Origin of the sequence: Novosphingobium subterraneum, assembly GCF_000807925.1 — a bacterium.
In the GTDB taxonomy this organism is placed as follows: Bacteria; Pseudomonadota; Alphaproteobacteria; order Sphingomonadales; family Sphingomonadaceae; genus Novosphingobium; species Novosphingobium subterraneum.
Genome location: NZ_JRVC01000008.1, coordinates 43,837 through 66,101, shown reverse-complemented (window position 1 = coordinate 66,101; position 22,265 = coordinate 43,837). Strand labels below are relative to the sequence as shown.

Sequence of the window (22,265 nt, the reverse complement as noted above, 5' to 3'; positions counted from 1 at the left end):
GCTCCCAAGTTCAGGGTGACTGCGTTTGTGTTCTTTCCTGCTCGAACCCTGCGACAAGCCGCGCCCTCATCGGCGCTCTTTCCAGTCTCAGGGGGTGGCGCCGCAGGCTGCCGATTTCCTGAGCCGTGTATGGTCTGAAATCGGCCGGCATGTGCGCCGGGTCGTAAGTGTAGAGTGTCCAGTTCAGGAGGTTTGCCAGACGCACGTCATCGAGATCGACGGTCGAGACACCCGGCACCCTACCGAGAAATTCTCGCCCGCCGGGGACCTGTAGAAATCGGGCGACAACATTCTTCATCGGCGGATTGGAGCGATCATCGCCGCCGCCATCGGGGCGATGGCACCCCTGGCACTTCAGTATGTAATCGATCCGAGCCTGCTGTGGATTGCTGACGCCACGCATTACCGGCTCGCCCGCCTCGACGCCGGCCCCCGCTGCCAGCGCAGCGAGGACGGCAACCAGAGCGAGCGCCAGGCGCTTCATTTCCCGCCGGCTCCCGAATGAAGCCTTGCGACATCCGCTGCAGAGAGCGAAGCGCCGGAATCGCGATGGGCAGCAACCTCCCTATCGCTGTACGGCGTGAATTTCGGCCCGGTCTTTGCGACCTGCGTACCAATATGGTTTAACACCGCGGCCACCGCAGCATCGTCCAGCACTTGAGCGGGCATGACACCGCGATAGGGTTTTCCCTCAACCGTGATCGGGCCTGACAGACCGCGCAGCACTGCAAGCGCAAGATAGCGGCGCCCTGCCGGCTTGGTTGCCAAGGCCCGAAAATCCGCCCCGAGCGGAGGGTAGGCACCCGGCACGCCCGCACCAGTCTTGGTGTGGCACGCAGCGCAGCGCTGGAACACTGCCGCGCCATCGGGGGCGGCAGTGGCAGGCAGCGCCACTGCCGCCATCACCATGACCGGGATCAGACCGACCAGCGCTCTCATTTCGGTGCGTCCAACGCTACGCCGACGATCACTGCGGTCGAGCAGTTGTAGATGCTGCTTTCCGTGCCCAAGCACCAATTGTAGTCGTTGTTCGATTGCGGGCGGACTTGTGGACGGTCCCCTTCGTTACGGTTGCACAGGCACTGTCCGCACGAGGAAATGCCGCAGCAATCGTTGTAGCTGATCACGTAGGCGCGGTTGTCGGCCGGGTTGGTGCACGTGCCGATCCACGTAATCGGCGACATTTCGGTGCCGGGAGGGCAGGAGCTGACAGTACCGCCGCAGCACGAGCACAAGAACCCGTCGATCGCGCAGTAGCGCCAGTAATCGCACGAAGACTGATCGCCCGGATCCTGCGGATTGCCGGATGAGATGGGAGCGTGCTTGCCGCCATCGGCATGCGATGATCCGCTTGCCGCCCGGGCAACGGGCAGGACCGGAAACACTGCCGCACCGGTAATCGTCGCTCCCAGCCAGGCGAGAGTGCTGCGCCGCGATGTTCCCCGTGCAATGCTGCGGGTCAGGCGCTCAGTCCACTTGTCGAAGCCAGCCATTGATCAGGCCTCCTTTCGGCGTGCGAGAAATTCCTGGATCGAGGCAACACCGCGCTCCTTCGCCTCGAACAGGCTTTCCAGATGCTCGCGGCTGTTGACGAGACCGAGCGAGGCAACGCGGCCATTTTCGTCCAGCAGGACCGCATAAGGCAGTTTGGAGACACCGAATGCCCTGCCGACCGCTTCGGAAAGGACAATGGGAACACGCTCGAGACCATGCGTGCCGCGGAGCCGCAGGTATTCAGCCTTGGTTCCATCTCCAGCGATTACGACATCAAGCCAATCGGCTTCGGCGCTCGCCGCCGATCGCACAACTGGTAGCAAGGTCTTGCAAACTGGGCAGTCAGGCGAGGCAAAGAACAGCAATTGGCTGCGCCCTTCCCGCTTGCCACCAATCTCGATGGTTGCGCCCTCGATCGTGGTGACGGTCATCAGACTGGCGACTTCTCCGACCTCTACCTTTTGGTGCAGCGTCAACGCGCCAGCAGGGGCAATGCGTTCGTGAAGGATGCCAACCTGGCGAGCGAGGGCCGCGATCAACAAAGCCTGCACGACCACAGCGGTCCACAAGAGAATCTGGGACGTCAACATCACGATTTCCTCCAGCGTGGAAGGGGAATGGCCAGCAGTTCCGAAGCAGCGAGATAGAGCGCCAAAAGGCCGGCGGCAGCAAATGGAGCGTCAACTCCGATCGATGCCGCCGGCAGGGTGGAAGCGATAGCGACAAGCATGGCGAGCGCTGTGGGACGAGCGATAGTCAGCCAGCCAACTGGCCTCTCGCGACCGACAAGATCGCAACCGCAGTCGAGACTCTGTCCGCGATGTGCCAGCAGGGCTGCGGCATAAGCCAACCATACGACCAGTCCCAATATCGCACCGGTCTTCTGAAGCGGTGCAACCAACAGGCAAACAGCGGCTGCTACTTCCAGCGTGCCGGCGATGATGAGAAACAGTTGACCCTGCGACGGCATGCCGACCAATCGTGCTGCGGCAATGGCCAGACGCCGATGAGAGACTGCCTTGTGCACGGCTGATCCGGCAAGCAGCATGGCGAGAAAGATAATGACCGGGGCCATATCAGGGCGCCGTGATCAAGATGGGATTTGCGCCACCTGCAGTGCCGAGGGAGCGCACGAATGAGCCGGTGGCTGCATCGTGAATATCGATGACCCCGTCACCGCGAGCGACAACAAGTTGCGGCTTGCTTTCCCTTGTCAGCGCAATTGCCGATGCCACTGCGCGCAGGGGAATGCGAGCCACGCGTGCCTTGGACGCCGTATCGACAACCCAGACTTCCGTCCCGCCATCCTTATGGCTTCCCTCGCGGCCATTGGGACTCATCAGGACAAACAGCTTGCCTGCGCCATCGGCTGCGATCACTTGCCAGCCGCCCGGCCGCCATTCCGGCGCGCCACCGTCTGCGGTCCCGACGTTGAAGGATCCGCCGAGCGCGCGCGCAACATCCCCCGAAAAATCGAAAGCCTTGATCTGTCCACGGTAGCTGACAAACCATGCTGTGCGCCCGACCCATGCCGGGGTGCTGAACAGCGGCTGATTGTCGATATCCTGAACCTTCTCGAGCGTCCTCGACGACACGGCCTGTCCATCAGCGCCAAGCGTCACGCTCAAGATTGAACCATCCGCACAGAAGCTTGAGAACCCGCGCTCACCAGTGGGATAAACCTGCGCGCAGCCAGGGAGATCGACTTCCGCCAGGACTTTACGCGAGTCGAGATCGACAACGCTAACTGACTGAGCAGGTGTGAAATTTGCGACAAGTGCCCACTTGTCCGCATTGGTGAACTGGAACAGCTGCGGATAGGTGACCGACTGCTGGCGCTTGCCGCCCGGCAACACAATTTCACCTTTCGGCTGAAGCGTGGCCATGTCCCAGATGGTAATCGCATCTGTCCGATCGCCACGCGTCAAGCGCGAGTAAAAGGTCTCTGCAGTCAAGACCTCTCCGCGCCGAGGGGAGACGAGCATGTTCGCGAACTGCGCAGCGCGCACGATGCCTTTCAGGGGCTGGTCTTCGGACGAGGTGTCCACGAGCATGACCCGACCATCAACGATCGAGCTGAAATGGAAATCGTGGATAAGCACCCATGCTGCTGGCCAAGCTGTTGGCAGGCCTCTGACCGAAGGAATGGGCTCTTCAGGTAGCGGCTCGGGAAACCGGGAAGTGGCTTTTACGGGGTTAGCAGCAGCACCCGCTGCAACACTGGCTGCCAGGGTAAAAGCCATGGTCAATCCAACAATTCTCATGCCGGCACTCCCCTTGTCCGCCGAGCCCGCTCATCGGCTGCGAACCATAGTCTCAGAGGAGCAACAAATCTGTCAAGTGACCTAAATATCCTTTGTGACAGGGGTCCGAAGTGGCGATATGTTAGAATTGAGTTGAAGGGTTATTGTGATGAATCAGGCTGATGATGCGCCGAAGTACGTGACGGACATGGTCATGCCGGAGCGAGAAGGCGGCTACGTCAAAGGTAATGAAACTCGCGAACACATTCTCCGCACGGCGCTATCCATCCTGATTGAAGAGGGATATCGGGCTATGTCGATGCGCCGAGTCGCAGCTGCCAGCGGTATGAAGTTCGGCAACCTGACGTACCATTATAGAAGCCGGGAAGACCTGGTTCGGGAGCTGCTCGAAGCCGTGATCCGCAGTTACGAACTCGAGTTTGTCGAGATCGTGCACATGCCGGGAGTACCGGCAGAGGAGCGGCTATGCCGGATTTGCAATCTCATCCTGGACGACATCCGATCGAAGAAGACAACCAATTTCTTTCCGGAACTTTGGGCGCTGTCGAACCACGACACGTTCGTTCTGGAACGCGTTCAGGAACTCTACGTCTGGGCTCGCGCCCCCCTTCTCGAGATCATCGCCGAAATGCGTCCCGATCTGGATGAGGCGAGCCGGGAAACGGTGGCTCTCTTCATTTCGGGATCGATGGAGGGAATGACCATCTTCGCTGGGCACGGCAAGCCGTTCGAACGCCGGATGCCGCAGATCGAACGTATTGCAGCGCGTTCGTTTGTACTGCTGGTCAAGACGATAAGCGAAAGCGAAATCAAGGGGCTTGGCCACTCCTGATTGCGCCAATCCTGACGGGATAGCCCCGCATCTGCTTTATCCGGCGCAAGGAAAAGCTGGATCTCATCGCAGAAACACCGGGCAGGCGAGCAAGGCACTCGCGGTGCACCCAGTCGTATTGCTCCAGATCCTTTGCCGCCACGCGCAGAATGTAGTCCGCTGCACCGGACATCAAATGACATTCGAGAATTTCGTCGAAATCGCAAACTGACCTTTCGAAGCGGTCCATCGCCTCGCGGCTCTGGCTAGTCAGCGTGATCTCCACGAATACCTCGACCGACAGGCCAAGTGCACGTGGATCCAATACTGCGCCATACCGCGCAATGACGCCGCTCTGCTCCAGCGCCTTGATGCGACGATGGCAGGCGGAAGAGGACAGAGCGACCTTCTCCGCAAGGTCGGACACGGACAAGGACGAGTCGTTTTGCAAGGCTTCAAGCAGGGCGAGGTCTGCACGGTCCAAAGGACAATATCCCATTGATCTCCGATTATGCGAAGAATATCACCACCACGAAGCTGTTCAACGCGAAAATTAGGCAAAAACTGCCGGCCATATCGCGATACTCTGCCCGCACTGAATAGACCTGCTTCTGGGAGCGATTCAATGCGCGTCGGCACCGTCAAGGAAATCAAGAATCACGAATATCGCGTCGGCCTGACGCCGGAAAGCGTTCGGGAATTGGCCGCACACGGACACGAGGTGTGGGTGGAGACCGGCGCTGGGAACGGCATTGGGGCCAGTGATGCGGACTACGAAGCCGCCGGTGCGATGATCAAAGCTGACGCCAAGATCGTCTTCGACGGCTGCGAGATGATCGTGAAGGTCAAGGAACCGCAGGCGGTCGAGCGGGCAATGCTCCGCAAGGGCCAGATCCTCTACACCTATCTCCACCTCGCTCCGGATCCCGAGCAGACTGCCGATCTGGTAAAGTCCGGCGTCACGGCCATCGCCTACGAGACGGTTACGGGCACGGGCAACACCCTGCCTCTTCTCAAGCCGATGAGCCAGGTTGCAGGCCGCATGGCAATTCAGGCGGGCGCGACGGCTCTTGAAAAGGCACATGGCGGACGCGGCGTGCTCCTCGGTGGCGTACCCGGCGTATTGCCCGGAAAGGTCGTCGTGATCGGCGGTGGCGTCGTCGGCTTCAACGCGGCGCAAATGGCCGTTGGGCTTGGCGCGGACGTAACGATCCTTGATCGTGACCCGGACGTGCTCGAGCGCCTCGACAACCACTTCGAAGGCCGCGCCCGCACGCTTTATTCAGGCAAGGCTGCGCTTGCCTCTCTCATTGCCGATGCCGATCTGGTCATCGGCGCAGTGCTCATCCCCGGAGCAGCCGCGCCGAAGCTCGTTACGCGCGACATGCTGTCGACCATGAAGCCAGGCGCCGTTCTGGTGGACGTTGCCATCGATCAAGGCGGGTGCTTCGAGACCTCGAAGGCGACAACTCATGCCGAGCCGACATACATCGTCGATGGCGTCGTTCACTATTGCGTGGCGAACATGCCTGGCGCTGTGGCACGCACCAGCACTTATGCCCTGAACAACGTCACCCTGCCCCACGCGCTGCGCATTGCGAACATGGGCTGGATGGCAGCGTTGAAGGCCGACCCCAATCTCGCCGAGGGTCTCAACGTTCACGAAGGCAAGGTTACATATCAAGCCGTTGCCCGTGAACTCGGGTACGACTTCGTTCCGGTTGGAGAGGTCCTCGCCTGATCAGACGGCGTTGATATCAACCACGGTAGGGATCGTGTCGTTGAGAAGAGTGATCTTCTTGCGTGCGATCCGCCACCGCCCGTCGGAGATGACCAGACGGTACTCGTATCGGCCAAAAAAGCAGTCCGACCGGTTCATGCGCACGTCATGGCGGTGGCAGTTAAATGCTGCGCACACTTCGGCATATCCGTCCCCTGCGTCAGTCAACAGAACGTTCGTCACCTGGTGAACCACGCGCGGCAAAGGCGAAGAAGCGGTAGACAGACCGGACGTAAGCCGCATGACTCGATCCTCAAGGTTGCGGCGCCCCCTGTAGTAGATCAGCGACAACTCTCGATCCGGGTCATCGGTAAGCGTCACTTCATCACGCCACGCGGGCATCCAGAATTCCACGTCTGCAGTAAACAGGTCGATCCATTCGTCGAAGCGACCGGTATCGATCAGCAGGGCCTCCAGATAAAGGAGTTCTTCGGCTTGCTCTCGCGTCATCGCTGGCGTCATTCCGCAAACTCCGCGCTCATGCGCTTTGCCCACGCACGGTAGTAGCTGTGATACAGCGTCTCGTCGCAAAGCTGGGAATCAGCCAGAACACTGCGTTCCGGGTAGAGATCAATTCTGTCCGAGAAGCGATTTCCCCCTATGGCGGACGCCGTCATCCCTCGTGCGTAACCCTGTAGCCAAGGTTCGATTTCTGCAGCAAAGCCGATCTGGCAGTTCTCGTACGATACCGTGTCGTCGGGCGTGGCCATGCCGGTGGGATTGAAGAAATCCTCGTACTGGCGAATGCGTTGACGCCTGGCGGCATCGCTCTCCCCTTTCGGCGCGATGCACCACGTTCGCATTTCCGTTAAGCCCGGCCCGAGCGGACGTATCACGCGCAGCTGGCTTGAAGCATTCTCCGCAATCTGTAGGTTCGGAAAGATGGTGAGGTTGCGCATGTTGAACATCCAGTCACGCCTAGCCTCGCCATGTTGCGCAGCAAGCGCTTCCGCCCGTTCATACAGGGGTATGGCCGGCGTCACGCCAAACACGCCCCAGTTCAGCACGTGCCCGTTGGCGAAGCTGAAACTGCCACCGCCGATACCTTTCGTATCCTCCTTCCAGTAATCGCTGTTTTCCCAGACCGAAGCGACGACGTCCGCGCTCAACTCCTTCTGCCGCTGCTCGAGAACTCGGATGTAGGACGGGTGAGCAGAGGTGAAGTGATAAGCGTCCGAACAGTTCTCCAATTGCAATTTCCAGTTGGCCTCGAAGGTAAAGGTGACCTGACCGGGTACAAGCTCCAAGCCATCGGCGCTCTGGTCGGCAACGAGATCGAGCAACTTGGCGGCCTCGCCAAGGTATTCCACCAGAGGCGGGACGTCTGCCGCCAGACTACCAAACAGGAAACCGCGATAGGAGGAAAACTGCGCCAAAGGCACGAGCCCGTGATTGTCCTGATCGAAGGCCTCCGAATAGCACCCGGCCGCCTTCCATTTCACCGCCTTGTTCCTGCCCGCGCTGTCGAACGACCAGCTGTGGTAAGGACAGACGTGCAGGCGCGCGTTGCCCTGTCGCACCTGCGCCAGGCGCGCTCCCTTGTGAGGACAGGAGTTTATGAAGCCTCGCAGGATGCCCCCACCATCTCGCTGGACGAGGACCGGCACCCGCCCGGCGAAAGTCGTGAAAAAGTCGTGTGCCCCGCTCGCCTGGCTTTCCAGTCCGAGGAATATCCAGCCGCCCTCGAACAATCGCCGGATCTCGGCGTCGAAAACGCGTTGATCGGCGAAGATCGCACGGCTCACGCGGAACACGCCTTCATCAGGTCTGTCGTCAATGAGGTCTGTAAGACGCAGCGTCATGCCACAATTGCTTCGACAAGCGTGGGATCCTTCGAAGCCAGCGACCATGAAAGCGCGGCATCAAGCGAGGCTGCGTCAACAGCCCTCCGCGCCGTCAAGCCATGGCCTTCGGCAATCTTGCAGAAATCGAGTTCCGGAAACTTGGTCCCGACGAGCTCCTGCATTCCGAAGTGATGCCCGAAATGGTGTAACGCTTCATAGCGGTTGTTCTTGATTATGATGAAGCTGACTGGAAGCCCATGCTGCACCGCTGCGTGTAAGCCCTGGATTGCATACATGGCAGAGCCATCCCCAAGTACGGCAACCACCTTCTCTTCAGGACGCGCCATCGCCATTCCCACTGCGGCCGGTAGGCCATGCCCCAAACCGCCGCTGGCCGTGGTGTAGAAGGTATCCTTGTGCACGATCGGCAAGCGATCATGCATTGCGCCACGACTTGACGGAGCCTCCTCAACGATAATGCTGTGCGGATCACGCAAGGCCGCAAGTCGTTGCAGGACGAACGCGTCCGACATGACCGCACCATCGAGCGGTTCAGGGTGCAGTCGCGACATGGGTGCCGTTCGCTGCGCGACGCCGCCTTCGGCAAGCAGCGAGACAATCGCATCTCTGCAATTGCCAACTATTGCCGTTCCCGCTGGCGCCCATGCTGCGTGCACATGATTATCGCCGATCAGCCAGACTTCACAGCTTTCGGGAACATGGAGCCCGCCTCCCTCGACATGATACAGATTCATGGGTCCGCCGAGGGCCAGAACGAAGTCATATGGAGCAAGTGCAGAAACGATGGCTTCGCGGGCCGCCGTGAGAAAGCCGGCGAAGAGCGGATGATTTTCGGGAAAGCTGCACCGTGCGGACATCGGCGCAACCCAGACCGCGGCATTGTGCCTTTCGGCCAGCGCGACGACCTCATCCCACACCCCGTCGCGCGCAACACCTGCTCCGACAACGAACGCAGGGCGATCGGAACGTGCTAGGGCATTGGCGCATTCGGCCAGTGCAATGCTGTCCGGAGCGCGGGCGGGATGGACTTTGCGTAATACAAATGGCTCGCACTCGCGATCCCAGTCGTCGATCGGGATCGAAACGAACGTGGGGCCTCGGGGTGGCTCCATCGCCACCAGCCAAGCGCGGTGAAGGGCTGCAGGAACATCTTCCGCGCGCGCCGGCTCGCACGACCATTTCACGAATGGCCGAGGAAACTCGCTGGCGCGCTCTGCGAACAGGAATGGCTCATATGGCAGTATGGACCGAGCCTGCTGCCCAGCCGTCACCACCAGCGGCGTCTGGTTCTTGTACGCGGTAAACAGGTTTCCCAAAGCATGCCCGACCCCGGCTGAGCTATGGAGATTGACGAGCGCCGCGCGGCCCGTTCCTTGTGCATATCCATCGGCCATGCCGAGAACGATGCTTTCCTGCAGCCCCATCACATATCGAAAGTCTGCCGGAAAATCCCGGAACATCGGCAATTCGGTAGAGCCCGGATTTCCGAAAACCGTCGTCATCCCAACTTCGCGCATCACCTCTAGCGAAATTTCTCGAACTGTCGGCATCTCGCTCCTCTAGGTTCACCCGGTGCAAAGCATGGTGCGTCATTGGCATGCGCACAATTGTTATATCTTGCTGCCCCCCGTAAGTGAAACGGAGTTGGGCACACTTTGTAAGCCCACCCCGCTTGGGAGGGAACATGGAACGAGTGGTGGTGGTAGGTGCGGGAGCCATGGGATGTCTTTTCGCCGGACGTCTGGCCCGTGCAGGAAAAATGGTCACCTTGGTGGACATCGATGCGGACCGCCTCGAGCAGATTGCAAAAAGGGGCGTCGAACTCCACGACGAATGCGGCAACGGCGTGGTGGACGTAGGCACTGCCCTGGCAGCCGGCGCACCCAACGCAGATCTGTTGCTGCTTTTCACAAAGGCCATGCACAGTCGTGCTGCGATTCAATCCGTTGCCCACCTTGCAGACGGGCATTGCTGTGCATTGACCCTTCAAAATGGCTTGGGAAATGCCGAGGCCATTTCGGAGGTGTTCACGCCAGACCGTACGCTTGTCGGCGTGACAGACTGGCCAGCGGACCTGTCCCCTCCCAACGCCGTGGCGGCGCACGGGACGGGCCACGTCTGGCTTGGATCGTTCACGGCAGGTGGACAAAGCTCGGCAGTCGAAGCTGTCAAATGTCTCAATGCTGCAGCAATGCAGGCGCAGCATGATCCCCTCGTGCTTGCAGCAATCTGGGAGAAGGCAGCCTTCAATGCCGCACTGAACGCGCTTGCGACCATCCTCGAACGTCCTGTTGGTGGCCTCGATTCCCCGGAAGGCCGAAGAGTTGCCACAGCAGTAATCGACGAGACGATCGCAGTGGCGAACGCGCAGGGCATCCGGATGGATAGGGACCGCCTCCTGGCCAAGACCGATTTCGCGCTCACCAACCACCGGGCGCACAAGCCGTCCATGCTACAAGACAGACAGGCAGGTCGCACAACGGAGATAGAGGCGATCAACGGTCAGATCATTGCAGCAGCAAAACGAGCAGGACTTGCCGCCCCGGTTACCGAGGCACTCGCCGAACTTGTCAGGATGGGCGAGCCCGGCCGGATTTGATCCCGACCGGGCGGCGCATTGTCAGAACTTTGCGCCGGCCCGCAGCCCGAACATGCGCGGCGTTGTAGGCACGATGTAGGGACGCTGCGTGCAGGCGCCGCACTGAACGAAGCGCGACAATTGGCCACGTTCGTCGGTCAAATTGCGTACAAAGGCTTCGATCGAATAACTCGACCACTCACCCCCGATCGCAAGATTGACTTGGCCAAAGCCCTCTAGCCGCCCCTGCGCCGCTGCAAAATCAACGCGAAGGTCCGAGCTTGCGGAACTTTGGTACGTCGCGTTGACTTGTCCGTAGACCTTGCCCTCGCCCATCGGTACCGTGTAGCGTGCGGTTCCGCTCATCTTCCACTGCGGAGTAATCGGAAGGCGGGTTCCTGCCGGCGCCTGCAGCGAATTATCGGGGTCGGAGCAGGTGAAGGTAGGATCAATGGCTGCGCAAAGATTGTTGCGGATTTTCGCGTCGGTATAGGCACCGGACAGATTGATGCTCAGGCGATCCAGCGAAATCGCTGCATCTAAGTCAAAGCCACGAATCCGCGCATTCGGACCATTGGTGATGATTGTGAAGCTGTTTGGGCCAAGGTAAGAGAACTGGAAATTCTTCCAGTCCTGCTGATAAACCGCACCATTCAGGCGTAGCAGGCCGTTCGCCAGCGTCGTTTTGAAGCCAAGTTCGTAGTTGGTAAGGTAATCGGGCTGATAAGCGCCGAAGTCGCCTCTGCGGTTGATGCCGCCCGGACGAAATCCGCGTGACACCGTAGCGTAAGCCAGCACGTCGCTGTTCGGCTTCCAAGTTGCATTGAAGCGGTATGTACCGCCCGAACCGATCGCCCTGACCGGCTTGACCTCACCATTGATGACGCGCCCGAGATTGTTGCAGGGACTACCCGCAACGACAGCCGGCAACAATGTGCCCGAGCCGGTACGCTGCCAATCACCGTTCTCGTCCTTGGTGAACAGGCGTTCGCCGTTGCTTGTGAAGCAACTACCTACGCCTGTGGCGAAGCTGCCGGCACCATTGAACGGAGTGTCGTTGAAGTCGCTGCCGGGATTCCTGCCGAAGCCGAAGAAACCGATCAACGAGTTGTCATAGATAAAGGCGCGGCCACCTGCTGTCAGCGTCACCGTCGGTGACAAGTCCAGACTGAACTCCCCGAACATCGCATAGTCTTTGTCGACGCGCTTCTGTTGCGTGAGCCAGAGCGTGCCCGGGAAGCCATTCACCGAAACAAGCGGACCAAGATTGTTGATCTTGTAGTCCTGATGAATGAGGTTGGACTGATACTGATAGAACAGGCCCCCAACGAAACGAAAGGCCTCTGTCGAAGGGGAAGCGACCCGAAACTCCTGACTGAATTTCTTGAAGTGATCGGTGCCGATCACGTTCTGCCGAGGATCAATCGTGTTTCCGAGAGAGTCCTGATAATAGAAGTAGTTGGCCAAGCCGCCAACGGATTCATACAGCGAATCGTAAGCTTCCGAATAGTCGGTATAATCGCTTGACTGGAAGGTCTTGCGATCAAGATACGCGCCTGCGTAAGTCACGTCCCAGTTGCCAAACTTGCCCTCGATCGTCAGCGCAGCCTGCCAGAACTTGTCGTTGCGGAACTCCGGGAAGAAGTGCTGCACCTGAAGATCACCGACCGACGGATCATATCCATAAGACCCGCGGCTCTTGGTTTCCTGGTACATGAACTGCGGCGTGACGGTCCAGTTTTCGTCCAGATCGACCTTGAGCGCAGCGCGGCCACCGTAGATGTCGGTGTAATTGTAGTCCTTCTTGACGAAGGCCGCGTTGTTGACGCTGACGCCATCCTTGATGCAGCCGTTGATGTTATCTTCGTCGTCGAATGTCGGCGTGCCGCAGAACGTGCGCGTGCCTGGCACATTATCGATGAAGCCGGCATCGCGCTGATACCAGCCCACCACACGCAAAGCCGCGTTCGAGGACAGCGGCGCGTTGATCATGCCTTCGAGCTTGTAGCCCTGTCCGCCCTTGTGGACCGTGTTCACCTCGCCGTCGACGCTGCCGTAGAAGCCGGACGTATCGGGCTTGTTGGTGATGATGCGAATTGTCCCCGCCTCGGACGATGCCCCGTAAAGCGTGCCCTGCGGGCCAGAGAGGCTTTCGATGCGGGCGATGTCATAGACATGCACGTCAAGGTTGCCGCCGATGGTGGTAACCGGTTGCTCGTCGAGATAGACCCCGACCGACGGCAGCGAGCCAGAGTGATTGCCATCGCCGCCCGAGGCCACACCGCGCATGTAGACAACGTTCGTACCTGGCGTTCCGCCGAGCGCCTGGAACGTGACCGATGGCAGCTGCTGCGCATAGTCGGTGAAGCTGGCGACCCCGAGCTGCTCCAGCTTCTGCGTGCCAAGCGCCTGGATCGAAATGGGCACGTTTTGCAGGTTCTCGCTGCGCTTTTGCGCGGTAACGATGATGACGTTGGGGTCGGATTCCGCAGCATCCGTCTGTGCTTCCTGCGCCATCGCCGGGAAACTAACTGCCGCCCCCGCCAACATGAGAACCTTGGCCAACTGCGTACGACGATTGATCTTGGTGTGCCCGCGCATAGCAGAATTTACCCTCATGTTTCTGTTTTGCGCGACGATGCTGCTCTTCCGCGATCCTTATCGTCAAGCAGGATACTGCACGAAGCGAGCGTTAACCCTGCAAGCGTGGCTAATTTACAACGATGTCGGTTCCGAAGTCTGCCGGCGCATCCGGATAGGCCTCGAGAACGTCACCCAACACCGATCTGAGAGGCTCCAACCATTGCTCGAAAGGCTTCCATGCCTCTGTTCCATCGCGAAAAATCGGGCGACGCACCTGTTCCGAACTTGCAGTCCTCACTGCGCGTTCGGTCTCATGGAACGCGAGACAGGACTCCTCGAATGGCAAGCCGCAATGGGCCAGCAGAGCCCTAACTTCGGCTTCCGTCTGCTCTACCATCCGCTCGTATATCACTCTGTGCACGACGCCCGGGAGCACCTGATCAAAGTGCGCCATCGCCCGCACATAGTCGCGGTAATAGCGGCCCATGTCATCCAGCGAATAACTGAAGCCCTGCCCCCGCGCGAAATGCTGCTTGAAGTTCGAGAAGCAGCAGGCGAGCGGATGACGACGGGCATCGATAATCCTGGCGTTCGGCAGGATCGCATGGATAAAGGGCACATGCAGCCAGTTGTTCGGCATCTTGTCGATGAACAATGGCCGTGCCGTATGCCGTTGCACCCGGGTCCGCGAAAGATAGGCTTCCCCAAGCTTGCGCAGTTCGTCACCATCGAGAGCTGACAGCGTTTCGGGATAGCCTTCGACACTACGTGCAAGGAAGCCGATGTCGGAGAGTTCACTCGTACCTTCCACCTGCGAGTGACTGGACAGAATCTGTTCGATCAGCGTCGAGCCCGCGCGGGGCATGCCAAGAACGAAGATTGGATCAGGCGCCGTGCACCCCTTCCCCTGCAATCCAGCGACGACAGCCGGCGTAAAAGCTGCGATCGCAGCATTCACGTTCTGGGTCGTATCTTCGGCCCGATATGGCATCCGGCGACGACGCAATTCGTTGCCCGCAGCGTAGTGCGCAAACGACGCCTCCGCCTCTCCTCGATCCTCGAAAGCCTTGCCCAGCGCGAAATCGAGATGCCAACGATCTTCCGCAGTGAGGTCCGTCCGCGCCAGTGCCTGCTGCATGGCCGCCATGTCGTCATTGCTAAACTTCACCGTCTTCAAATTTGCAAGGCTCCACCAGGCCTCTCCAAGCACTGGCAGAAGTTCGATGGCCTTGCGGTAGGCGGCGATACCCTCCGCCTGCCGCCCAACGGTCTTGAGCATATGACCATAGCTCATCCAGACGCGGGGCTGGTTGGGCGCTTGCCTCAGCACTTGTTGGTAGAGCGCAAGAGCCTCGTCGAACTCGCCTATGCGGCCATAGGCAGCTGCCTGCAAGTTGGCGTGCCCGGCGTTGTCCGGATCGTCAGCCGTGACTTTTGCGAGCTCTTCCAACGCCTCGGGCGCACGATTTGTGCGGTAGAGGACCAAGGCGAGGTTCGCCTTTGCTGCCGTGAACTGCGGAGCAAGCTCGATTGCCCTGCGCAACAGGTTCTCTGCGTCATTATAGCGCCCGATACGTCCCGCCAGTTCGGCAAACAGTCGGATGGCGCGGACATCGAAGGGATCGTCCTTCAGCAGCGACCGCAGAAGCGGCTCGGCCGTTGGCAAGTCGTTCTCGTTCATGGCGACTGCCGCACGGACAAGCCGGGGATCGTAGACCGGTGCAGCAATGCGCGGCGAAGACGTGGTCACATTGGTCATCAACTGCATCACAAACATGGTGACGCCTCGCGATCAAGCGCTAGTCTTCACCCAAGCACAATGAAGGGAACCAGTTGCCAATGATCGCGACGCGCAAGCTGGGCTTCTGGATGACGCTGGCGCTGGTCGTTGGCAACATGATCGGTTCGGGAATCTACATCCTGCCCGCAACGCTTGCACCCCTGGGTCAAAACCAGTTGATTGGCTGGGCGGTGACGATCGCCGGTGCGCTGTGCCTTGCTTTCACCTTTGCCCGCCTTGGGGCACGCCTGCCGTTGGCGGGAGGACCCTATGCGTATGCGCAGACCGCATTCGGACCGGTTGGAGGCTTTGTAACTGCCTGGTCGTATTGGACAATGATCTGGGCGGGCAACGGCGCCGTAGCAGTCGCGGTCGTATCCAACCTGAGCCTGATCTTTCCCGTCATGGGCCGCGTTCCCGGGTTTCCTGCGATCATCTCCGTCGGGTGCGTGTGGTTGCTCACCGCGGTCAACATTCGGGGTGTCCGCGCCGCTGGCGATGTATCGGTTGTCACCACGGTACTCAAACTGGTGCCGCTGGTTGGCCTTATTGGCCTGACTCTGTGGTTGCTGCTTACTGGCGCCCCCCGTGCAGTGCAGCCTGCGGTGCCGCTGTCAGGCACGGTGGTTGCAGCGGCAGCTGGCCTCACCTTCTGGGGCTTCCTCGGCCTTGAGTCAGCAACCGTCCCTGCTGACAAGGTGGAGAACGCCGCCTCGGTCGTCCCGCGCGCCACACTAATCGGCGTCGCACTGACCGGGTTCGTCTACATCGGCATTTCCACCGCCTTCGCACTTTACATGCCCATGCAAGCTGCCGCCGCATCTCCTGCGCCAGTGGCCGATTTTCTCGCGCGGTTCTTCGGGTCCGGTGTGGGTCAGATCGTCGCAGTCTTCGCCGCGATCAGCGCGTTCGGCACGCTCAATGGTTTCATCCTTCTTCAAGGCGAAGTGCCTTGGGCTATGGCGAAGGGCGGCGTCTTCCCGCGCTGGTTCGCAACAGAAGGGTCCCGCGGCACACCGGTACGCTCGCACCTGGTTTCAAGTGTCTTGCTGAGCATCGTGACCTTGCTGAACTTCGGTCGCGGGATGGGAGACCTCTTCGCATTCATCGCCTCCGTAAGCCTCGCCGCCGGCATGCTGTCCTATTTCCTCGCCATGCTCTCGGCCGTGCGCCTGCTACCGGGCGAGCGCATTCTGGCCGTCGCAGCTCTCATCGGAGCAGGCTTCATTGCCTGGGCGGCATGGGGCCTCGGCGGCGAAGCCCTCTCTTATGGCGCGGGCTTCATTGCGCTCGGCTTGCCGGTCTATCTCTGGGTCAGGAGCGATGCAGCAGCTTCCACAGCACTGAACGGTCACGGATGATCTCGTGCGCCGCGTTGTGGCCGGGCGCTCCGGTCACGCCGCCCCCCGGGTGGGTTCCCGATCCGCACATGTAGAGGCCCTTGATCGGCGAACGATAGTCACCATGACCAAGCACCGGGCGCGCAGCCCAAAGCTGATCGAGGCCCATGGTGCCGTGGAAGATGTCGCCCCCGATAAGCCCGAACTTGCGCTCCAGGTCCAAAGGCGAATGTATCTGCCGTGCGATGACTGCACCCTTGAAGTTCGGCGCATGCTCGGTGACCGTATCGATGATCAGGTCCGCCACTTCTTCGCGATGCGCATCCCAATCAATGTTCGGATCGAACTGCTGGCAGAACAGGCTCGCTACGTGCTGCCCCGGAGGCGCCAGACTGTCGTCGACGGTGCTCGGGATCTTGATCTCCACGATCGGCTTCTTCGACCAGCCGTGCTGCTGGGCATCGATGAAGGCCTGATCCATGTAATCCATGCCTGGCGCGATGATGATTCCGGCCGTGTGATGTTCGGCCTGTTCCTTGCCGGGCAGCACAGTGAAATCCGGCAGTTCGGATAACGCGACATTCATGCGGAAGGTGCCGGAACCGGTCTTGTAGCCCTTTATCCGGCGGTTGAAGTCCTCATCGAGATCCGAGGAGTCGACCAGTTGCCGGTAGAGCAGCGCGGGGCCGACATTGGCAGCGACGATCGGCGCGTAAAGCTCTTCGCCACCTTCCAGCTTCACGCCCGCAGCCTTGCCGTTGCTGACCAGCACCTTGGAAACCGGTGCTTCAAGGCTGATCTCGACGCCGACCTCGGCACAGGCCTTGGCCATCGCCTGCGTGATCGCGCCCATGCCGCCGACAGAATGGCCCCAGGCGCCCAGCTTGCCGTTTACCTCGCCAAAGACATGGTGGAGCAGCACATAGGCAGAGCCGGGCGTCGAAACGCCAGCATAGTTGCCCACCACCGCGTCAAACGCGAATGCCGACTTGACGTGATCGTCCTCGAACCAGCCATCAAGGAAATCGCGCGCCGACTTGGTGAAGATGTCCAGCAGGTCACGCTGCGTTGCCATGTCGAGCTTGGCGATCGGCCACCCCTGCATTGCAGCAGACTTCAGCGCAGCAATGCCGCCACCAACATTCGGCGGCGTCTGCAGCGAAATGTCGCGCAGCACGTTGGCGACCTTTTCCAGCGCGGCGTCGTATCTGGGATAGGCCTCGGCATCCTTCGTGGAAAAGCGCGCGAACTCTGTCTCCGTGCGCCCCGGCCCGCCACCCAGCTTGAGGTACGTATCGGGAAACGGAAAGAAGTTGCTGATTGTCCGCTCGATCACGCGATAGCCATGATCGTGGAGCTTCATGTCTGCGATCACCTTGGGCCGCAGCAGGCTGACAGTGTAGCTCGCGGTCGAGTTGCGGAAGCCGGGGTGGAATTCCTCGGTGACTGCTGCGCCACCGACAATGTCGCGACGTTCCAGCACGCGCACCTTCATTCCCGCCCTGGCGAGATAGAATGCGCAGACCAGGCCATTATGGCCGCCGCCGATGATCAGTGCGTCGTAACGGTTGGACATGCGATAATTCCCCGAAACCCTCGTGATTACTTCTTCGACCAGCCAGCCGACGGAGCCCTGTGCAGTCGCGCCTCGGGCGTGATCGCGCGGATTTTGCGGGCGAAGCTGCGCAGGCACACTTCGCTCTTGCCAATCGGCCCTGCCCCGTAGGAGTTCGACGCCATGCCCTGCTGAATCCGTTCGATCAGCCAGGTATCTTCTGCATTGACCACCCGGTTGATCCGCCAATTTGCATAGCGCACCAGCTTCATCTCTCGGCGTTCGTCCGGTAGCGCAAAACACATCTCGCGCAGCACCGAAGTCGTGGGCGTCAACGGCAACCACTGCATGAAATCAATCTGGTCGGCATAGATATCGAACGCCATGTTCGGCCAGAGCTTGTAATACAGCCACCGGCGCTGCGATTGCTGCGGAAGATGCGGCACTTCTGGCAGGTGCGTCTGATAGAACCGTTCCCAGAAATTCGCCGAAGGCTTGTCGACAAGATCGCCCTTCATCCGGTCAACCCAGCCGTGGTCGGAGATCTCGTACGATTTCCCGAAAATGCGCGTCAGGCCATCGTGCGCAACCGGGATGTGCAAGTTGTCGGAATAATTATCGCCAACGTTCTTCCAGTTCACCTGCCTCTCGCGCAGGCGCACGTCGCCGATGCGGCGCATATCCTCAAACCGATAAGGCTCAACCTCTTCCTCGAACGGCGCCATCATTTCAGCGACGCTCGGGAAGCCTGCATCAACCAGACGCACGAACACAAAACCACGCCAGATCTCGACCGCAACCGGCACTAGGCCATTATCTTCGAGTTTCAGCGCCGGGTAATCCGACTTCATGGGCACGCCCGAAAGCCGTCCGTCAGGCTCGAATGTCCAGGCGTGATAGGGGCAGACCAGCTTTCTGGCACAACCTGCAGGGCCCTCGACAAGACGCATGGCGCGGTGGCGGCAGACGTTGGTGAAGGCGCGGATGACGCCATCGTCTCCTCGGATCGCGATTACGCTTTCGTTCAGGTAATCCAGCGTCCGGTATTCTCCGGCAGCGGCAATGTCGCCTTCATGGCAGACGATCTGCCACGACGGCCGGATCACCCGCTCCATCTCGACGGCAAAGTACTCCGGATCGGTATAGAGCCAGCCCGGCAGGCTCCAGTCCGCGTCAGGATCGACTTCGTCCGATGAGATATGGCGGAATGCGCCGGATAGATCGCCCATGAACCCGAATCCAGATTGTCTGTTGAACAATCGTACAACAACGGGCAGATTGTTCAAGAGATGAGCGAAGCAGCAGCATCCCCCGCGTTCCGTCGCACAGAACCCGACGTCCGGCGCTTGAGCCTTATCGAAGCTTGTGCCCGCGTGCTTGCCCGCAACGGGGCAGCCGGGGCGAGCGTCCGTGCCATTGCGCAGGAAGCAGGTGCCTCGGTCGGCCTCGTGGGTCACTACTTCGGTGGCGTTGATGCGCTTGTTGCCGCAACGTACGAACATGTCGATCGCCGTGTTGCCGAAGCGCTCGACCTTGCAGTCGCCGAGGCCGGTCCCGCGCCTCAGGACAGGTTGGAAGCTTTCGTCATGGCCTCCTTTGCGCCGCCGATTGCAGATACGGCTCTGCTGGCCACGTGGATCGCGTTCTGGAGCCTTGTCACGGCACGCAAGGACATTGCTCGTCAGCATGACGAGCAATACGCCCTTTACCGCGCCCGGCTCGAAGCCCTGTTAGGAGATTGCGGCGTGCCGGTCTCGGCACGCCGTCGACACGCCATAGCGGTCACGGCGCTGGTGGACGGGCTCTGGCTCGAGCTGTGCCTGTCGCCCGGGTGTTTCACAGCCGGAGAAGCGCGGGACATCGCCCGCGGCTTCCTCGCATCCATCACTTCGTCAGGTCGGTGATCAGGCTCAAGTAATAGGTGATCCCCGGACGGATGTTGGAGAGGCGGGTCCGCTCATTGAGGCCATGGGCGAACGACTCCGAGTCCTTCGCAAACGTCGGACTCAGGCCGTAGCTCGGCACGCCGACAGCGCGGAACCACATTGAATCAGATGCCCCAGATGATTGCGAGGGGATCAACGGCACACCGGGATAGGCCTTGGCCATCGCCTTCGCCACTGCGGCCATAAGATCAGGCCGTAGCGGCGATGCCGGCGAAGCCACCGACCCGACCGTGACATCGGTGACCTTTACCACCGGATCACCAATGACCTTGACCAGTTCCGCCATGATCTCTTCCTTGGAATGGCCCGGGAAGATGCGGCAGTTGATGTTGGCGAAGGCCCGCTGCGGCAGGGCATTTTCCGCGTGCCCACCGCCCAGCATCGTCGGCACACATGTAGTGCCAACCAGTCCGACCATGGCCGGATCGGCCCGCAGAGTAGCCAAGGCCGTCTCGTCGGCAGGATTGGCCGCAAAGGCGCGCATCGCAGCAGCTACCTCCGGCTTTTCGGTAAATGGCGCTGCCTTCTCGAACGCGGCCTTGGTGATTTCGTTCTGCTCGGCCTTGAACTTGTAGGCACCAACTTTCACCAATGCTTGCGAGAGTTGCACGATCGCATTGTCCGGCCGGGGCGCGGAACTGTGCCCGCCTGGATTGGTCACCTCCAGCCGATAGTCGGCATAGGTCTTCTCCGCGCCCTGCCAGGTCCAGAACAGAGGCTTGGCAGTCGCCTCGTCGAGGAGTCCGCCACCGCCATCAACATTGATGACCAATTCCGCGTTCTTCAGCTTCTCGGCTATGATCGCGCTGGTCTTCATCGTCGTTTCCTCGTCTCCGGAAAACTCGATGACGATGGTGCGCCTGGGCTTGAAACCCTGTCGGCGCAGTTCGATGAGCGTCGAAAGGGCCAGCGCCCCGTCGAACTTCATATCGCTCGCGCCACGGCCATAGAGGATGCCGTCCTCAACCACTGGCACGAAAGGATCGCGCTCCCAATCCTCGCGCTTGGCCTCGACCACGTCCATGTGACCCGAGATCACCAGAGGTTTGAGCGCCGGATTGCTGCCCTTCCACGTCGCGATGATATAGGCGGTATCGTCCACCGGCGTGATCTCGATATCCGAGGTGCTCCAGCCGCCCGCCACCAGCGCGTCACCGAAAAGCCTGGCGACATCGATGGTCTTGTTGCCGTCCCCCCGCACCGAGCGAATGGCAATGGCCTTCTGCGACAGGTCGAGTACCTGAGCCTCGGCCTTTGGATAAGTGGGCTCCTTCGCGACGGCAGGCATGGAGCACGCAATAGAAGCGGCAAGGACAACGCAGAACTTGGGCGGCATGTACAAGACTCCTCTTCCGCCAAGCTGACCTCTTGCGAGACTACAGGCAACCGCTTTTACTGGGCATATCAAATCAGAAAGGCCCCGGACGCGATTGCGTCCGGGGCCTTCCGAAACCCGTCTAGATGATCAGGCCTTGACCTTGCTCGTGTCGAACGTGCCGAGGCCGGGCTTGAAGCTCTTTTCATCCAGGAACTGGCGCGTGGCTTCCTTGCGAGCAGCGGCGCCGCCAAAGCTGTGCAGCGCTTCCTGCGCACGGATCTGGTACTCCAGACCGTTGTCGTAGGTCATGTCGACCATGCGGCGCATCGTCCACTTGGTTGCACGCAGAGCATGCGTGTCCTTCTTCTTGAGCGCTTCGCAAATCTCCAGAACGCGCGCCTTCAGCCTGTCAGCAGGGACGGCTTCGGTGACGAGACCCTGTTCTTCGGCCTGCTTGCCGGTAAGATTCTCGCCCATCATGGCGTGGTACATGGCCTTGCGGAACGGCATCAGTTCCTGGGCGACCTTCGATGCTCCGCCACCGGGCAGAATACCCCAGTTGATCTCGGAAAGACCGAACTGGGCATCTTCAGCTGCGATCGCGATGTCGCAGCCAAACAGAGGGCCGTAACCTCCACCAAAGCACCAGCCGTTGATCATCGCGATGGTCGGCTTCTCGTACCAGCGCAGACGCTCGAACCAGCCATAGCTCTCGCGCTGTGACTTGCGCACCGCTCCAAGCCCCTGAGCCTCGGTCTCGCGGAAGTACTCCTTGAGATCCATTCCTGCGGTCCAGGCATCACCCTCGCCGGTCAGCACCAGAACCTTCACATCGTCGCGGAACTCAAGTTCCTCAAGCACCGCCTTCATCCGGCGATTAAGCTTAGGGCTCATGCAGTTGCGCTTTTCCGGGCGGTTGAATTTCACCCAGGCAATGCCGTCTTCCACGGTGAAAGCGACGGTATCTTCTTCCGCACGCTCGATCTTCTGCTGTTCGGTCATGGTCTTTCC

The 22,265-nt window shown here is 60.2% G+C and carries 21 protein-coding genes; 5 read left to right on the top strand and 16 right to left on the bottom strand.

From position 1 onward, the window contains the following. Positions 1-10: 10 nt before the first annotated feature. From NJ75_RS09660 to NJ75_RS09635, 6 genes are read right to left on the bottom strand one after another with little or no spacing between them, the layout of a single operon-like run. Positions 11-484: a hypothetical protein gene (locus NJ75_RS09660; protein ID WP_039333865.1), complete on the bottom strand. Its 474-nt coding sequence runs from the start codon at positions 482-484 to the stop codon at positions 11-13. Next, entirely contained in the window at positions 481-939 is a 459-nt protein-coding gene (locus NJ75_RS09655; protein WP_039333864.1) for a c-type cytochrome, read from the bottom strand. The genes NJ75_RS09660 and NJ75_RS09655 overlap by 4 nt, the downstream gene beginning before the upstream one ends. Next, positions 936-1,493 carry a methylamine dehydrogenase light chain gene (locus NJ75_RS09650; protein WP_039333863.1) on the bottom strand — a complete coding sequence of 186 codons (558 nt, stop codon included), beginning with the start codon at positions 1,491-1,493 and terminating at the stop codon, positions 936-938. The genes NJ75_RS09655 and NJ75_RS09650 overlap by 4 nt, the downstream gene beginning before the upstream one ends. A gap of 3 nt (positions 1,494-1,496) precedes the next feature. Beyond that, positions 1,497-2,084 carry a thioredoxin fold domain-containing protein gene (locus tag NJ75_RS09645; protein WP_174544573.1) on the bottom strand — a complete coding sequence of 196 codons (588 nt, stop codon included), beginning with the start codon at positions 2,082-2,084 and terminating at the stop codon, positions 1,497-1,499. After that, positions 2,084-2,569, bottom strand: a complete 486-nt coding sequence (locus tag NJ75_RS23295) for a MauE/DoxX family redox-associated membrane protein (protein ID WP_052242282.1) — start codon at positions 2,567-2,569, stop codon at positions 2,084-2,086. Before NJ75_RS23295 ends, NJ75_RS09645 begins: the two co-directional genes overlap by 1 nt. Before the next feature lies 1 nt (position 2,570). After that, the gene (locus NJ75_RS09635) at positions 2,571-3,548 is read right to left on the bottom strand and encodes an amine dehydrogenase large subunit (RefSeq protein WP_236727112.1); all 978 of its coding nucleotides are present in this window, start codon (positions 3,546-3,548) and stop codon (positions 2,571-2,573) included. A gap of 358 nt (positions 3,549-3,906) precedes the next feature. Here NJ75_RS09635 and NJ75_RS09630 point away from each other — a divergent pair, with 358 nt between their 5' ends. After that, complete coding sequence (locus NJ75_RS09630; RefSeq protein ID WP_052242280.1) at positions 3,907-4,590, top strand: TetR/AcrR family transcriptional regulator; 684 nt, start codon at positions 3,907-3,909, stop codon at positions 4,588-4,590. Here the strand turns inward: NJ75_RS09630 and NJ75_RS09625 are convergent. After that, positions 4,568-5,053: an Lrp/AsnC family transcriptional regulator gene (locus NJ75_RS09625; RefSeq protein WP_039333860.1), complete on the bottom strand. Its 486-nt coding sequence runs from the start codon at positions 5,051-5,053 to the stop codon at positions 4,568-4,570. The genes NJ75_RS09630 and NJ75_RS09625 overlap by 23 nt on opposite strands. 141 nt (positions 5,054-5,194) lie before the next feature. Here NJ75_RS09625 and ald point away from each other — a divergent pair, with 141 nt between their 5' ends. Then, positions 5,195-6,310, top strand: coding sequence for an alanine dehydrogenase (gene ald, locus NJ75_RS09620; protein WP_039333859.1), 1,116 nt, complete (start codon positions 5,195-5,197; stop codon positions 6,308-6,310). Here the strand turns inward: ald and NJ75_RS09615 are convergent, their stop codons facing one another. Genes NJ75_RS09615 through mdlC form a run of 3 tightly spaced genes read right to left on the bottom strand, consistent with a single transcriptional unit; the run spans position 6,311 to position 9,704 of the window. Next, positions 6,311-6,811 (bottom strand): aromatic-ring-hydroxylating dioxygenase subunit beta, encoded by a 501-nt coding sequence (locus NJ75_RS09615; RefSeq protein WP_052242279.1) that lies wholly within the window; start codon positions 6,809-6,811, stop codon positions 6,311-6,313. Then, positions 6,808-8,199 (bottom strand): aromatic ring-hydroxylating oxygenase subunit alpha, encoded by a 1,392-nt coding sequence (locus tag NJ75_RS09610; protein WP_236727111.1) that lies wholly within the window; start codon positions 8,197-8,199, stop codon positions 6,808-6,810. The genes NJ75_RS09615 and NJ75_RS09610 overlap by 4 nt, the downstream gene beginning before the upstream one ends. Further along, positions 8,148-9,704: a benzoylformate decarboxylase gene (gene mdlC, locus NJ75_RS09605; protein WP_039333855.1), complete on the bottom strand. Its 1,557-nt coding sequence runs from the start codon at positions 9,702-9,704 to the stop codon at positions 8,148-8,150. Before mdlC ends, NJ75_RS09610 begins: the two co-directional genes overlap by 52 nt. Positions 9,705-9,838: 134 nt before the next feature. Between mdlC and NJ75_RS09600 the strand changes: the two genes are divergently transcribed. Next, positions 9,839-10,753, top strand: a complete 915-nt coding sequence (locus NJ75_RS09600; RefSeq protein ID WP_039333853.1) for a ketopantoate reductase family protein — start codon at positions 9,839-9,841, stop codon at positions 10,751-10,753. A gap of 21 nt (positions 10,754-10,774) precedes the next feature. Here NJ75_RS09600 and NJ75_RS09595 read toward each other — a convergent pair whose 3' ends face one another. Both NJ75_RS09595 and NJ75_RS09590 read right to left on the bottom strand, forming a co-directional pair. Continuing rightward, entirely contained in the window at positions 10,775-13,333 is a 2,559-nt protein-coding gene (locus NJ75_RS09595; protein ID WP_039333850.1) for a TonB-dependent receptor, read from the bottom strand. 109 nt (positions 13,334-13,442) lie between these two features. After that, positions 13,443-15,074, bottom strand: coding sequence for a tetratricopeptide repeat-containing sulfotransferase family protein (locus tag NJ75_RS09590; protein ID WP_052242307.1), 1,632 nt, complete (start codon positions 15,072-15,074; stop codon positions 13,443-13,445). An 80-nt stretch (positions 15,075-15,154) separates the two neighbouring features. Between NJ75_RS09590 and NJ75_RS09585 the strand changes: the two genes are divergently transcribed. Continuing rightward, entirely contained in the window at positions 15,155-16,456 is a 1,302-nt protein-coding gene (locus NJ75_RS09585) for an amino acid permease (RefSeq protein ID WP_039333848.1), read from the top strand. Here NJ75_RS09585 and NJ75_RS09580 read toward each other — a convergent pair. Continuing rightward, positions 16,410-18,011 (bottom strand): phytoene desaturase family protein, encoded by a 1,602-nt coding sequence (locus tag NJ75_RS09580; RefSeq protein ID WP_039333846.1) that lies wholly within the window; start codon positions 18,009-18,011, stop codon positions 16,410-16,412. The two genes, NJ75_RS09585 and NJ75_RS09580, sit on opposite strands and share 47 nt — an antisense overlap. Before the next feature lie 26 nt (positions 18,012-18,037). After that, positions 18,038-19,219 (bottom strand): aromatic ring-hydroxylating oxygenase subunit alpha, encoded by a 1,182-nt coding sequence (locus NJ75_RS09575; RefSeq protein WP_039333844.1) that lies wholly within the window; start codon positions 19,217-19,219, stop codon positions 18,038-18,040. 60 nt (positions 19,220-19,279) lie between these two features. Between NJ75_RS09575 and NJ75_RS09570 the strand changes: the two genes are divergently transcribed. Continuing rightward, complete coding sequence (locus tag NJ75_RS09570; RefSeq protein ID WP_039333842.1) at positions 19,280-19,894, top strand: TetR family transcriptional regulator C-terminal domain-containing protein; 615 nt, start codon at positions 19,280-19,282, stop codon at positions 19,892-19,894. On the opposite strand, the gene NJ75_RS09565 is transcribed toward NJ75_RS09570, so the two are convergent. Beyond that, positions 19,875-21,224, bottom strand: a complete 1,350-nt coding sequence (locus tag NJ75_RS09565) for a M20/M25/M40 family metallo-hydrolase (RefSeq protein WP_236727109.1) — start codon at positions 21,222-21,224, stop codon at positions 19,875-19,877. The genes NJ75_RS09570 and NJ75_RS09565 overlap by 20 nt on opposite strands. Before the next feature lie 177 nt (positions 21,225-21,401). After that, positions 21,402-22,256 (bottom strand): p-hydroxycinnamoyl CoA hydratase/lyase, encoded by an 855-nt coding sequence (locus NJ75_RS09560; protein ID WP_039333838.1) that lies wholly within the window; start codon positions 22,254-22,256, stop codon positions 21,402-21,404. Positions 22,257-22,265 lie beyond the last annotated feature (9 nt).